Origin of the sequence: Methylorubrum salsuginis, assembly GCF_900114375.1 — a bacterium.
In the GTDB taxonomy this organism is placed as follows: Bacteria; Pseudomonadota; Alphaproteobacteria; order Rhizobiales; family Beijerinckiaceae; genus Methylobacterium; species Methylobacterium salsuginis.
Map to the genome: position 1 here is coordinate 99,178 of NZ_FOSV01000007.1, position 13,837 is coordinate 113,014.

Sequence of the window (13,837 nt, forward strand, 5' to 3'; positions counted from 1 at the left end):
GGGAGGGGGCGCCCGCCGCAGCGGGCGCCGGTAGAGGCGTCAGTCCTTGACGATCACCTTGGTGCCGACCTTCACCCGGTCGTAGAGATCGACCACGTCCTTGTTGGTCATGCGGATGCAGCCGGAGGAGACCGCCGCGCCCATCGTCTCCGGCTCGTTGGAGCCGTGGATGCGGTAGAGCGAGGAGCCGAGATACATCGCCCGCGCCCCGAGCGGATTGTCCTGGCCGCCGGCCATGTAGCGCGGCAGGTCGGGGCGGCGGGCGAGCATCTGCGCCGGGGGGCGCCAATCCGGCCATTCCTTCTTGCCCGTGACCGTCTTGGTGCCCGACCACGAGAAGCCGCGCCGCCCGACGCCGACGCCGTAGCGGATCGCCGCGCCGCCGCCGAGCACGTAGTAGAGCCGCCGCTGCGAGGTCGAGACCACGATGGTGCCGGGCTTCTCCTTGCCGGCATAGGCCACCGTCTCGCGGGGGATGGCCTGCGTCTTGAACACGTTGATGAAGTCGGCGATCGGCCCGCTGTCGAGCAGGTCGGCGCGGGCGGGCGCGGCGCCCAGGGTGCCGGCGAGAGCGCCGCCCAGAGCCAGGGCGGCCGCGAGGCGCGGCAGTCTCGCATGAAGCCGCGGATGACGGTTCGTCACGGTCGAGTCCTCCTCGAAGGGTCGGCCCGGCGTCGTCCGCGCCCGGGCCATGACCGGTTTCTGGGCCGGGGGAGGGGGCAGGAGGAAGGCAAAAGCGTGGGATTTGGGCAACACCCGCAGCGAATGGGATGCCGCCCTGCGTTGGATCGCTGACGATCCGTTTACGGAACGGGCGATGGTGAGCCGGCAAGTCCGTATGATTCTTGACGTTCCCGGAGACGAATCATCCCTCGGCAGACGGATCGGCCAGAATGTCGCAGTCGATTGAACGGAACGATTTCGTCCCCCACACTCGCATCACCGTGACGCTTCTCACCCGCACAGCCCGTTCCGGCCACGCGACCGCAGGCCTCCCGACCCGCCTCGTCCTGTCCTTTCTGGCCGGGCTGATGAGCCTGCTCGTCGTGCTCGGCCTGCCGGCCGATGCGTCCTTCGCGGACAGCCCGCTCAACGAGATCGCCTTCGAGCAGCGCACCGACCGGGAAGCCGAAACCGGCCAGCGCCTCGACCGTGCCGCGCTCGATCTCGACGAATCCGAGACGCATTGGCGGCTCGGCCCGGTCGTGGCCGAGCCGGTGCCGGATGCGGCCGGGGCGTGCGGCCGCCCTCGCTCCGATGTCCTCCCGTCCGGCACCGACCACCCGCTGCTCGAGCGCCCGCCCAGGGCCTGAACCGACGCGTCGCGGCGACGCATCCGGGCCGAGGGCCTCCCCGTTCGTCGTGGGAATGCCAAACTTGCGCCCCAGGATGCGCCCGACCGTAAAGGACGGCGTTCCTCGGCCGTCTCCCTCCCGGATGCCCCCGGCATCCTTCCGACGGGCCCAGACGCGCGTTCCACCGCTCTGGCCCGGCGATTGCCACGGCTCCCAAGCGTCCCGTCCGGGGCCGGCCGTGATCCCTGACACGAGTCCGCCCCCGCAATCCGCAGGCGGCGGCACGCGTCGAGCGTATCGTTAGGAGCGACCCCATCGTGACGCCGTCCCCCCAGACGCCCGAGATTCTCCCCGGCCCCGCCGGGTCCGAGACCGGGCGCCAACGCTCCCGCTGGACCGTTCCGGCCACGCTGCTGGTCAGCGCCGTGCTGGTCGCGGTCTCGGCCTGCAACGAGCAGAAGGCCGCCGCCCCGGTGCCGCTGCCGCCCCCGGAGGTCAGCGTCGTCACGGTCAAGCCGCAGCCGATCCCCTATGTCCGCGACCTGCCCGGCCGCGTCGCGCCGATGCGCATCGCCGAGGTGCGCTCCCGCGTCTCCGGCCTCGTCGTGAAGCGGCTGTTCGAGCAGGGCAGCCAGGTCAACGAGGGCGACATCCTCTACAAGATCGACCCGGCCCCCTATCAGGTCGAGCTGGCGAGCCAGGAGGCGACGCTGGCCAACCGCGAGGCCGCGCTCGTGCTCGCCAACCAACAGGCCGAGCGCCTGGAGACCCTGCTCGCCCGCAACACCGCGAGCCAGGCGCAGTACGACACGGCCTTCGCCGCCAAGAAGCAGGCGGAGGCCGAGGTCGCCGGCGCCAAGGCCGCCCGCGACCGGGCCAAGCTCAACCTCTCGTGGACCGAGGTGCGGGCACCGATCTCCGGCCGCATCGGCCGGGCGCTGCTGACCGAGGGCACCCTGATCGAATCCGGCTCGACCGGCGTGCTGGCCACGATCCAGCAGCTCGACCCGATCTATGTCGACATCACCCAGTCGGTCGGCGAGCTGAACAAGCTGCGCCGCGATATCGCCTCGGGCGAATTGTCGAAGCTCAGCCACGATACGGCGAACGTCCATCTCATCATGGACGACGGCACGCTCTACGGCTCCGCCGGGCGCCTGCTGTTCTCCGACGTCACCGCCGACCCGAGCACCGGTCAGGTGACCCTGCGCGTGCAGTTCCCCAACCCGCACGACGAGCTGTTTCCGGGCATGTATGTCCGCGCCCGGATCAAGCAGGGGATCGATTCCGACGCCATCGCGGTGCCGCAGCAGGCGATCCAGCGCTCCAACGACGGCAAGCCCGAGGTCTGGGTCGTCAAGGACGACGGCAAGGTCATGCTCCAGCCGGTCGAGGTCGGCCCCGTGGTCGGCGGCAACTGGCTGATCCGCGAGGGGCTGGAAGCCGGCCAGAAGGTCGTGGTCGAGGGTTTCCAGAAGATCGTCGCCGGCACCGAGGTGAAGACCATCCGCTGGAAGACCGAGGCCTCGCCCGATGCCGGCAAGCCGGTCGACGCCGACAGCCACGACACCGACGGGCAGGAGAAGGCGCACGACAAGGAAGCCGCCACCGGCTCGGTCCCCCGCCCGGTCGCCCACCAGTTCCAGGACTGATCGTTCGGACGCCGCGCCCTCGGCGGACCCATGGGTCCGCCGCTCCGCTCATCGAATAGGACGCCCCGAGCCCCATGGCCCGCTTCTTCATCGACCGCCCGGTCTTCGCCTGGGTCGTCGCGCTGTTCATCATCCTGGGCGGCGCGCTCTCGATCCCGATGCTGCCGGTGGCGCAGTATCCGGTGATCGCCCCGCCCTCGATCGCGCTGTCGACCGCCTTCCCCGGCGCCTCGGTGGAGAGCCTCTATACCGGCACGACCCGGCTCATCGAGGACGAGCTGAACGGGGCGGCCAACATCATGAGCTTCGAGTCGACCACCGACTCGTTCGGCTCGATCAACATCACGGCGACCTTCGAGCCCGGCACCGATCCGGCCCTGGCCTCGGTCGAGGTGCAGAACCGCCTGAAGCGCGTCGAGGCGCGCCTGCCCGCGGAAGTCCGCCAGAACGGCATCCTCGTCGAGGAAGCCTCGGCCGCGACGCTGAACATCATCACCCTGGTCTCGACCGACGGGAAGATGGACGAGATCGGGCTCGGCGACTTCCTGATGCGCAACGTCCTCAACGAGATCCGCCGCATTCCGGGCGTGGGCCGTGCGACGCTCTACTCGACGGAGCGCTCGTTGCGCGTCTGGGTCGATCCCGACAAGCTGCGCGGCCTCTCGCTCACGCCCGACGACGTGACCGACGCGATCCGCAACCAGAACATCCAGATCGCCTCCGGTGCCGTCGGCGCCCAGCCGAGCCCGGTCGATCACGCCACCTTCGCCCCCATCGTGGTGAAGGGCCAGCTCAGCACGGTGGAGGATTTCGGCGCCATCGTGCTGCGGGCCAATTCCGACGGCTCGAACGTGCGCCTGCGCGACGTCGCCCGGATCGAACTCGGCGGCGACGCCTACCAGTTCTCGACCCGGCTGAACGGCGGCGAGGCCGCGGGCATCTCGGTGACGCTCGCCCCCGACGGCAACGCGCTCCAGACCGCGGGCGCCATCCGGGCCAAGATGGAGGAGCTGTCGCAGTTCTTCCCGCCGGGCCTGAAGTGGGACATCCCCTACGACATCACGCCGGCCGTGAAGGCCTCGATCAAGAAGGTCATGATGACCCTGGTCGAGGCGGTGGTGCTGGTCTTCATCGTGATGTTCCTGTTCCTGCAGAACATCCGCTACACCCTGATCCCGACCATCGTCGTGCCGATCGCCCTGATGGGCACCGTGACCGTGATGCTGCTTGCGGGCTTCTCGGTGAACGTGCTGACGATGTTCGGCATGGTGCTGGCCATCGGCATCCTCGTCGATGACGCCATCGTCGTGGTCGAGAACGTCGAGCGCATCATGGCCGAGGAGGGGCTTCCCCCGAAGGAGGCCACCCGCAAGGCGATGAGCCAGATCACCGGCGCTATCATCGGCATCACCCTTGTGCTGGTCGCCGTGTTCATCCCGATGGCGTTCTTCCCCGGCTCGGTCGGCATCATCTACCGCCAGTTCTCGATCGCGATGGTCACCTCGATCGGCTTTTCGGCGCTGCTCGCCCTGTCGCTGACGCCCGCGCTCTGCGCCACCTTCCTGAAACCCATCGAGAAGGGCCACGGCCACGCGAAAACGGGCTTCTTCGGCTGGTTCAACCGGATCGTGGACCGCGAGACGGCGCGTTACGGCCGCGGCACCGCGTGGTGCATCAGGAAGTCCGGCCGGGTGATGATGATCTACCTGGCGCTGGTGGCCGGCACCGCCTTCGCCTTCATGCGGCTGCCCGAGGGCTTCCTGCCGCTGGAGGACCAGGGCTTCTTCACCGTCGACATCCAGACCCCGCCGGGGGCCTCGTTCAACCGGACGCAGGCCGCCGTGCGCAAGGTCGAGGAGCACCTGATGGCCCAGCCGGGGGTCGCCACGGTGACGATGCTCAACGGCTTCTCGTTCTCCGGCCAGGGCCCGAACCTGTCCCAGGCCTTCGTCACCCTGAAGCCCTGGTCCGAGCGCGACGCAGCCAATTCCGCGGTCGCGCTCGTGGCCGGCACCAACGCGGCGCTCGCCGGCTACCGCGACGCGATCGTCGACGCCCAGGAGCCGCCGCCGGTGGACAACCTCGGCAACGCGGCGGGCTTCTCGTTCCGCCTGCAGGACCGCGCCCAGAAGGGCTATTCGGCGCTGACCGCCGCCGAGGCGCAGTTGCTGGCGCTCGCCAAGCAGAGCCCGATCCTCAAGGCGGTGAAGATCGAGGGCCTGCCGCCGACGCCCCAGGCCGAGCTCGTCATCGACCGCGAGAAGGCGGCGGCGCTCGGCGTCAAGTTCGAGGACATCAACGACGCGATCCAGGTCAATCTCGGCTCGGTCTACACCAACGACTTCCCCAACCGGGGCAAGATGCAGCGCGTCTACGTGCAGGCCGAACAGCTCCAGCGCATGCAGGCGACCGACATCCTCAACTACGCGGTGAAGAACAGCCAGGGCACGATGGTGCCGATGTCCTCCTTCGCCGACCTGAAATGGAGCATGGGCCCGAGCCAGATCGTCGGCTTCAACGGCTACCAGTCGGTGCGCTTCACCGGCGAGCCGAAGGCCGGCTACACCTCGGGCGAGGCCATCGCCGAGATGGAGCGGCTGATGCAGCAGCTGCCCAAGGGCTTCGGCTATGTCTGGACCGGCCAGTCGCAGCAGGAGAAGCAGGCGGGAAGCCAAGCCTCGCTCCTGCTCGCCCTCTCGGTGCTGATCGTCTTCCTGTGCCTGGCCGCGCTCTACGAGAGCTGGTCGATCCCGTTCTCGGTGCTCTTGGTGATCCCGCTCGGCGTGATCGGCTCGGTGGCGGCGGTGTACCTGCGGGAGATGCCCAACGACGTCTATTTCAAGATCGGCCTCATCACGATCATCGGCCTGTCGGCCAAGAACGCGATCCTGATCGTGGAATTCGCCCGCGACCTGTGGAAGCCCGGCACCAACATCGTCCAGGCGACGATCCAGGCCTCGACCCTGCGCTTCCGCCCGATCGTGATGACCTCGCTCGCCTTCATCTTCGGCGTGGTGCCGCTGGCCATCGCCACCGGCGCGGCGTCAAAAAGCCAGCAGGCCATCGGCACCGGCGTGATGGGCGGCATGATCACCGCGACGGTGCTGGCGGTGTTCTTCGTGCCGGTCTTCTTCGTGGTGGTGATGCGCCTCTTCAAACCGAAGGAGGTCGCCGCCGGCGACAACGTCGAGGCGGCGCCGGGGGCGGTGCATGGCCACGGGCATTCGGTGCCGGCGGAGTAGGCGAAAACGCCTTGGCGCGAGGCGGTTGACGCCTTGCGTTAATGAAACGTTGCAGATCGGAGACCGGGAGCCGTGTCTTTCTGATCCCAGGATCGAGGACACGGCTCCAAGCTATTATGATGCCTCGCAGATTTTCGTCGAACTGACGGATCGGCGGCAAGCGCGCGTTCCCCTCCCCATTGCGGGGAGGAGAGCGCCGGGTGCTGACACGAGGGCATCAGCGGCCCTCGGGATAAGGGGGATCACCCGCAAAAGCGGCTACCCAGGACCTGCGCCTGCGCTAGAACGCGCCCATGTCGCGCTCCCCGATCTCCGCCGCCGTCGACGCCCTCACCGAGGAGGCGGCGGGCGCCCGCCATGCCGCGCTCTCGGAGGAGATCGCCGAGGCCGACCGGCTCTATCACGGCGAGGACGCACCCGAGATCTCGGACGCCGAGTACGACGCGCTGCGCCGCGAACTCGAACTGATCGAGGTGCGCTTCCCCGCCCTCGCCGGCACCGGCCGCGCCTCGGTGTCGGTCGGCGCCAAGCCGTCGAGTCGCTTCGAGAAGGTGCGGCACGCGGTGCCGATGCTCTCCCTCGGCAACGCCTTTGCCGACGAGGAGGTGGAGGAGTTCGTCGCCCGCGTGCGGCGCTTCCTCAATCTCGGCGCGGAGGAGCCGGTCGCCTTCACCGCCGAGCCGAAGATCGACGGGCTGTCGCTGTCGCTGCGCTACCTCGACGGACGGCTCGACACGGCGGCCACCCGCGGCGACGGCGAGGTCGGCGAGAAGGTCACGGCCAATGCCCGGACCGTGGACGACATCCCGGAGACGCTCGCGGGCTCGGGCTGGCCGGCGGTGCTGGAGGTGCGCGGCGAGGTCTATCTCTCGCATGCCGACTTCGCCGCCATCAACGCGCGGCAGGAGGAGGCGGGGCTGCCGACCTTCGCCAACCCGCGCAACGCCGCCGCGGGGTCGCTTCGTCAGAAGGATGCGGCGATCACCGCGTCCCGCCCCTTGCGCTTCTTCGCCTATGCCTGGGGCGAGGTCTCGGAGCCCTTCGCGGACAGCCAATCGGCGGTGCTCGACCGGTTCCGCGGCTGGGGCCTGCCGGTGAACCCGCGCACCAAGCTATGCCGGTCGGCGGACGAGATGATCGCGCATTACCGCGCGATCGAGGCCGAGCGGGCCGATCTCGGCTACGACATCGACGGCGTCGTCTACAAGGTGGACGACCTCGCCCTTCAGAAGCGCCTCGGTTTCGTCTCCCGCGCGCCGCGCTGGGCGCTGGCCCATAAATTCGCCGCGCAGGAAGCCATCACGCAGTTGCTCGCCATCGACATCAATGTCGGCCGCACCGGCTCGCTCAACCCGCTGGCGCGCCTCAAGCCCGTCACCGTCGGCGGCGTGGTGGTGTCGAACGCGACCCTCCACAACGAGGGCTACGTGCAGGGCGTCGGCGGCGACGGCGAGCCGATCCGCGAGGGCCGCGACATCCGCGTCGGCGACACCGTCATCGTGGTGCGCGCGGGCGACGTGATCCCCAAGGTCATGGACGTCGTCATCGACAAGCGTCCGGCCGACGCCGTGCCGTACGTCTTCCCCGAGACCTGCCCGGCCTGCGGCAGCCGGGCGGTGCGGGAGCTAAACCCGCGCACGAAGAAGATCGACGCGGTGCGGCGCTGCACCGGCGGCCTGATCTGCCCGGCGCAGGGGCTGGAACGGCTCAAGCACTTCGTCTCGCGCAACGGCTTCGATCTCGAAGGGTTCGGGCAGACCTATATCGAGGTGCTGTTCGACAAGGGCCTCGTGCGCCAGCCCGCCGACCTGTTCCGGCTGAAATTCGAGCCGCTGAAGACCGCCATCGTCGCCCGGCGCGAAGAACTCTCGGCGCAGCGCCGGGCGGAAGGCGAGCCGCCCCAGAAGAAGCCGACCAAGAAGAAGGGCGAGGAGGAGGACAAGGCGATCCACAACCTGCTCGCCTCGCTCGACGCGCGCAGGCAGATCGCGCTGAACCGCTTCCTGTTCGCGCTCGGCATCCCGCAGATCGGCGAGTCGACCGCCAAGGCGCTCGCCAAGCGTTTTCCCGACATGCGGGCCCTGATGACGGCCCTCGACGCGGCCGCGGCGGCCCAGGCCGGCCGCGACTGGCTGGAGCTGTCGGCCCTGCCGCGGATCGGCCCCGGCACCCGCGACCGGCTGTTCGAGACCCTCGACCCGACGCCCGGCGAGCAGATCGAGGGCTTGAGCCTCGGCGCGCGGCTGCGGGCGCGGCTCACGCCGTCGCAGCGCGAGGCGGTGCTGGCCCATTACGGCAGCGAGGCGGAGGCCGAGGCCGCGCTGGAGCGGGCGTCGGGCCAGAAGCCCGGCGACGCCTACCGCGTCTTCGCCGACGACGGCGAGATCGGCCCCGTCGCCACCGACTCGCTGATCCAGTTCTTTTCCGAAGACCACAACCGGGATGCGGTGCTGGCGCTGCTCGCCGAGGTCGAGACGACGCCGCTCGAAGCCTCGGCCTCGGCGGCGGCGTTTTCCGGCAAGACCGTGGTCTTCACCGGCACGCTCGAAAAGATGACCCGCAGCGAGGCCAAGGCCACCGCCGAGCGGCTGGGCGCCAAGGTCTCGGGCTCGGTCTCGGCCAAGACCGACCTCGTCGTCGCCGGCCCGGGCGCCGGCTCGAAGCTCAAGGATGCCGAGAAGCACGGCGTAAAAGTGGTGTCGGAGGACGAATGGCTCGGGATGCTGGCGCAGACATGAGGACGGGGCAGGGCACCCGCGACCACGAGAGGATGGACGACTCGACCTTGCGCGCGTGGGTGCGGGAGGCCCTGGATGATCCAAGTCCGGCCGTCCTGGCCGAGCAAGTCTTCGTGGAACTGCACGCCCTCCACGAGGCTCATCTAAAGGCCGCGAGGAGCGACACTTGAATCTTTCCCGCTATCGCAGCGGGTGAATCTGGCACTAAAATACCAGCACGAATTTCACTTCTGGAAATTTATTAAATGCTGTCAGCGGGTTTCTCCACGAAAATATACGATTTTATGAGGCGCTGGCGCGGCAGAATTAAAACAACAGATGCCTCGAAAGCAAGACATAAGATAGAAATAACAAATTATACAAATAAGACGCTTGAAGTTTATATAGAGATTCGCCCCGATCGGTATCTTCTTAAACCAGGCGAATTAATGGTCATTAATGCAAATCTAGAAGGCGCGCCATACTCCATCGGCTACTGTGAAGGCAGCGTACAAGTTTATGCTGGGATGGATTTTGATCCAGAGGTTACCATCAACGGTATAGCGGCAGATTCGGACTGGGAGACACCAAAACCGGATTGACCCCGACCGCCGGAATTTCGCGGGAGGAACATCACCGGCGCATCTCCCCGCTTGACCCCGCCCCCCGCCCGGCGCAAGTCCGGCGCCGGATCAGTCGGCCGGGCAGCCGCTCCGCTTGCAGCGGGGAGGAAAGTCCGGGCTCCATGGAGAGGCGGTGCCGGATAACCTCCGGCGGGGGCGACCCCAGGGACAGTGCCACAGAGAGCAGACCGCCCCGCAGGCCCTCGTGGCCTGTCGGGGTAAGGGTGAAAGGGTGCGGTAAGAGCGCACCGCGGACGCGGCAACGCGGACGGCACGGCAAACCCCACCGGGAGCAAAACCGAATAGGGGCGACACGCCCTTCCCCTCGGGGGAGGGCAGGCCCGCTCTCCAGGCCCGTCGCCCGGGTTGGTTGCTCGAGGCGGTCGGAAACGACCGTCCCAGAGGAATGGCTGCCACGCTCATGGGTTCGCTCATGAGCCCTACAGAACCCGGCTTACAGGCCGGCTGATCCACCCTCCGAAAACCGAAAACGCGTCGGCCCACCATGGCCTGAGCGATGCAGGAGCCCTTCCGCCGCCCGTGCCTGCTCGACATTTACGCCCCGCATTGACGCTCGGTTAACCTTGCTGGGGTCTGATCCGGGACCGCCCGCATGGCCGAGTTCGTTGACGCGTTTCGAGGGCCTATGTTACCCCGCGCCATCCCGTTGACGCCCGATATCGGATCGGCCGACACTCGTTCAGGTTGCCTGACGAGGGGTCGCGCGCGTGTCCAGGGCCGACGCACCGGCAACGTCACCATCGTCCGGGCCGCGGCTGTGTGGTCCGCCCACGCAGCAGGCCATCATGCAATCTCCCCCGCCGGAGACCGTCGGAGCCGCCCCGCGGCCCCGCGCCGAACGACTCACCTCTCGGGAGACCGGCCGATGAGCCGGGCGCCGCGCCGCCCGCAGGGCGACCATGCCCGCCACGTCCCGGTCCTTCTCGCCGAGGTCCTGACCGCGCTCGACACCGGCCACGGCGGCCTCGTGATCGACGGCACCTTCGGGGCCGGCGGCTACACGGGCGCGCTGCTCGACGCCCATCCCGACCTCCACGTCGTCGCGATCGACCGCGACCCCACGGCCATCGCGGCCGGCGCCGAGATGGTGCGGGCGGCGGCGGGCCGGCTTCGCCTCGTGCCGGGCCGCTTCGGCGATCTCGACACCCTGCTCGCCGGGATCGGCGAGGCGCAGGCCGACGCGGTGGTGCTCGATATCGGCGTGTCGTCGATGCAGATCGATCAGGCCGAGCGCGGCTTCTCCTTCCGGCAGGACGGGCCGCTCGACATGCGCATGGGCGGCGAGGGGCCGTCGGCCGCCGACATCGTCAACGAGGCGGAAGAGGCGACGCTGGCCGACATCTTCTATCATTTCGGCGAGGAGCGCCGTTCCCGGGCGGTCGCCCGCGCGATCCTGGAGGCGCGCCGCCGCGGCCGGATCGAGACGACGGGCCAGCTCGCCGACCTCGTGGCGAGCGTGATCCGGCCTGAGCCTGGCAGCCCGATCCATCCGGCGACCCGCGCCTTCCAGGGCCTGCGGATCGCGGTCAACGACGAACTCGGCGAACTCGTGCGCGGCCTGCACGCCGCCGAGCGCATTCTGAAGCCCGGCGGGCGGCTCGCGGTGGTGACGTTCCACTCGCTCGAAGACCGCATCGTCAAGCAGTTCTTCGCCGCCCGCAGCGGGCGCACATCCCACGGCTCGCGCCACATGCCCGGCGTCGAGGCGCCGGCTCCCAAGAGCTTCCGGCTCGTCACCAAGGGCCCGGTCCTGCCCTCGGAGGCCGAGACCGACGGCAACCCGCGCGCCCGCTCGGCGAAGCTGCGCGCGGCCGAGCGGACCGAGGCGGCCCCGCCGCCGCCGCTCTCCGCGATTCAGGCGCTGGCGAGCCTGCCCGTTGCGCCAAAGGGGGGACGGCGGTGATCCGGCTTCTCAACGTGCTGGCGATCGCCGGCCTGATCGGCTCGGCGATCTACGCCTACTCGATCAAGTACGACACGCTCTATCAGGCCGGGCAGGTCTCGAAGCTCAAGAGCGCGCTCCACAAGGAGCGGCAGGCCATCGCGGTGCTGCGGGCCGAGTGGCAGTTGCTGACGCGGCCGGACCGGCTCCAGGCGGCGGTCGAGCGGCATCTCGCCCTCGAACTGATCGGCGACGAGCATCTCGCCCGCCTGTCCGACCTGCCGGCCCGCCCCGACCGCGGCGACGAGATCGGCCGGCTGCTCGCCTCCACGGCGACGCCGACCGCGACGCCCAAGGACAAGCCGCTGACGCCCCGCGACGAGCCGCGCACCACCGGCTCCGTCGCGACCCGCACCGTCTCCACCCGCCCACCTGCCACGAGGTAGCGTTCGCCGTGTCGCACGACTCTTCTCAGGAGCCGTCCACCCAGGAGACGGCGATGCCCGATCCGGCGCTCGAGGCGCAGCCGGTCGCGATGCAGGAGGATGCCGGCCCCGAGCGCGTGGTGACGAGCGAGCCGCCGGCCTCGGCGCTCACCCGCTTCACCCGAACGATGTTCCGCCTCGCCATCGAGCGCTCGCATTCCCGCGTCGCCATCGTCGGCCTCGCTTTCGCGGCGGTGTTCGGCGCGATCTCGATGCGGCTGATCGTGGTGGCGGCGACGCCCGCCAACAACAGCGACGACCACCGCGTGGCGGCCGCCGCGACGACGGCGGTGCGGCCCGACATCATCGACCGCAACGGCGAGATGCTGGCCACCGACATCCGCACCGTCTCGGTCTTCGCCGAGCCCATCCGCATGGCCCGCACCTTCGACCGGGACGAGGCCGTGGAACTCCTCACCGCGGTCCTGCCCGAGCTGAACGCCGCGGAACTCCGCGCGAAGCTGTCGTCGAAGAAGGGCTTCGTCTGGATCAAGCGCGAGATCACGCCGAAGCAGCAGCTCGAGGTCCATCGCCTCGGCATCCCCGGCGTCGGCTTCCTGCCCGACCACAAGCGGGTCTACCCCAACGGCACGGCGGCCGCGCACATCCTCGGCGTGACCAACCTCGACAATGTCGGCATCGCCGGCATCGAGAAGTACATCGACACGCAGGGCAATCGCGCGCTGAACGAGTTCGGGCTGGCCACCAAGCAGACCGACCTCAAGCCGGTCCAGCTCTCGCTCGACCTGCGGGCCCAGTTCGCGGTGCGCGACGAGCTCGTGAAGGGCGTCGAGCACTTCAAGGCCAAGGCCGGCGCGTCGATGATCATGGACGTCAACACCGGCGAGATCATCGCGCTCGCCTCCTACCCGGACTTCGATCCGAACGAGCCGAAGGACGCGCTCTCGGACGACCGCATCAACCGGATGAATGTCGGCGTCTACGAGATGGGCTCGACCTTCAAGGCGATGACGCTGGCCATGGCGCTCGATTCCGGCAAGTACAATGTGAATTCCACCTTCGACACCCGCGGCGGCGTGCTGCATTGGGGCCGGCAGAAGATCCACGAATATCACGGCACCAACCGCGTCATCACCATGCCGGAGGTGTTCACCCACTCCTCCAACATCGGCTCGGCCAAGATGGCGCTCGGCGTCGGCGTGCCCGGCCACAAGGCCTTCCTGAAGAAGATGGGCCTGCTCGACCGGCTGCGCACCGAGCTGCCGGAATCGGCGATGCCGATCATTCCGCCGCGCTGGACCGAGATCAACACCATCACCATCGCCTTCGGCCACGGCCTCGCGGTCGCGCCCCTTCAGGCGGCGGCGGCGGTGGCCGCCATCGTCAACGGCGGCGAGCTGATGACGCCGACCTTCCTCAAGACCACCGAGGAGGAGGCGCATGCCAAGGCGACCCGGGTGATCAAGCCCGAGACCAGCGAGGCGATGCGCTTCATCATGCGCCTCAACGCGGTGGAAGGCTCGGCCAAGAAGTCGGCGGTGCCGCTCTACTATGTCGGCGGCAAGACCGGCACGGCCGAGAAGGTCATCAACGGGCGCTACAACAAGAACCGCCTGTTCACGACCTTCACCGCCGCCGCCCCGATGGACAAGCCGAAATATCTCTTCGTCACCATCATGGACGAGCCGCAGGGCCTGCCGGAAAGCGGCGGCTACGCCACCGCCGCCTGGAATTCCGGCGTGGTGACGGGCAAGATCATCGAGCGGACCGCTCCGGTGCTCGGCCTGCCGCCGAAATTCGAGGCGCCGGCCAAGCCGTTCCCGCTGATGGTGAAGCTCGGCGCGTACCACGCGACGCAGTTGGGCGGGCCGTAAGGACGGGCTTGGCGCCCTCCCTTGTCCCCGCATACGGGGAAGAGGGGTGGCGGCGACCCGGTCCGTCTGGTCGGACACCGAATGA

The 13,837-nt window shown here is 68.8% G+C and carries 9 protein-coding genes and 1 other RNA gene; 9 read left to right on the top strand and 1 reads right to left on the bottom strand.

Going from position 1 to position 13,837, the window contains the following annotated elements:
* Positions 1-39: 39 nt before the first annotated feature.
* Positions 40-693 carry a L,D-transpeptidase gene (locus BM140_RS10880; RefSeq protein WP_244535387.1) on the bottom strand — a complete coding sequence of 218 codons (654 nt, stop codon included), beginning with the start codon at positions 691-693 and terminating at the stop codon, positions 40-42.
* Between the two features lie 200 nt (positions 694-893).
* On the opposite strand from BM140_RS10880, the gene BM140_RS10885 reads away from it, so the two are divergent.
* From BM140_RS10885 to BM140_RS10920, 9 genes are all read left to right on the top strand, one after another.
* The gene (locus BM140_RS10885; RefSeq protein ID WP_091945473.1) at positions 894-1,313 is read left to right on the top strand and encodes a hypothetical protein; all 420 of its coding nucleotides are present in this window, start codon (positions 894-896) and stop codon (positions 1,311-1,313) included.
* 299 nt (positions 1,314-1,612) lie between these two features.
* Complete coding sequence (locus tag BM140_RS10890; RefSeq protein WP_091945476.1) at positions 1,613-2,947, top strand: efflux RND transporter periplasmic adaptor subunit; 1,335 nt, start codon at positions 1,613-1,615, stop codon at positions 2,945-2,947.
* Positions 2,948-3,021: 74 nt separating this feature from the next.
* Positions 3,022-6,189, top strand: a complete 3,168-nt coding sequence (locus tag BM140_RS10895) for a multidrug efflux RND transporter permease subunit (protein WP_091945479.1) — start codon at positions 3,022-3,024, stop codon at positions 6,187-6,189.
* Between the two features lie 293 nt (positions 6,190-6,482).
* Positions 6,483-8,927: an NAD-dependent DNA ligase LigA gene (ligA, locus tag BM140_RS10900; RefSeq protein ID WP_091945482.1), complete on the top strand. Its 2,445-nt coding sequence runs from the start codon at positions 6,483-6,485 to the stop codon at positions 8,925-8,927.
* A gap of 245 nt (positions 8,928-9,172) precedes the next feature.
* On the top strand, positions 9,173-9,508 hold the full coding sequence (locus tag BM140_RS25375) for a hypothetical protein (protein ID WP_131803790.1): 336 nt from the start codon (positions 9,173-9,175) through the stop codon (positions 9,506-9,508).
* Positions 9,509-9,598: 90 nt separating this feature from the next.
* Positions 9,599-10,002, top strand: an RNA gene (gene rnpB, locus BM140_RS10905) — RNase P RNA component class A.
* A 413-nt stretch (positions 10,003-10,415) separates the two neighbouring features.
* Complete coding sequence (rsmH, locus tag BM140_RS10910) at positions 10,416-11,453, top strand: 16S rRNA (cytosine(1402)-N(4))-methyltransferase RsmH (protein ID WP_091945485.1); 1,038 nt, start codon at positions 10,416-10,418, stop codon at positions 11,451-11,453.
* Positions 11,450-11,878 carry a cell division protein FtsL gene (gene ftsL, locus BM140_RS10915; RefSeq protein WP_091945487.1) on the top strand — a complete coding sequence of 143 codons (429 nt, stop codon included), beginning with the start codon at positions 11,450-11,452 and terminating at the stop codon, positions 11,876-11,878. The genes rsmH and ftsL overlap by 4 nt, the downstream gene beginning before the upstream one ends.
* An 8-nt stretch (positions 11,879-11,886) precedes the next feature.
* Complete coding sequence (locus BM140_RS10920) at positions 11,887-13,752, top strand: peptidoglycan D,D-transpeptidase FtsI family protein (protein ID WP_091945490.1); 1,866 nt, start codon at positions 11,887-11,889, stop codon at positions 13,750-13,752.
* Positions 13,753-13,837: the final 85 nt, after the last annotated feature.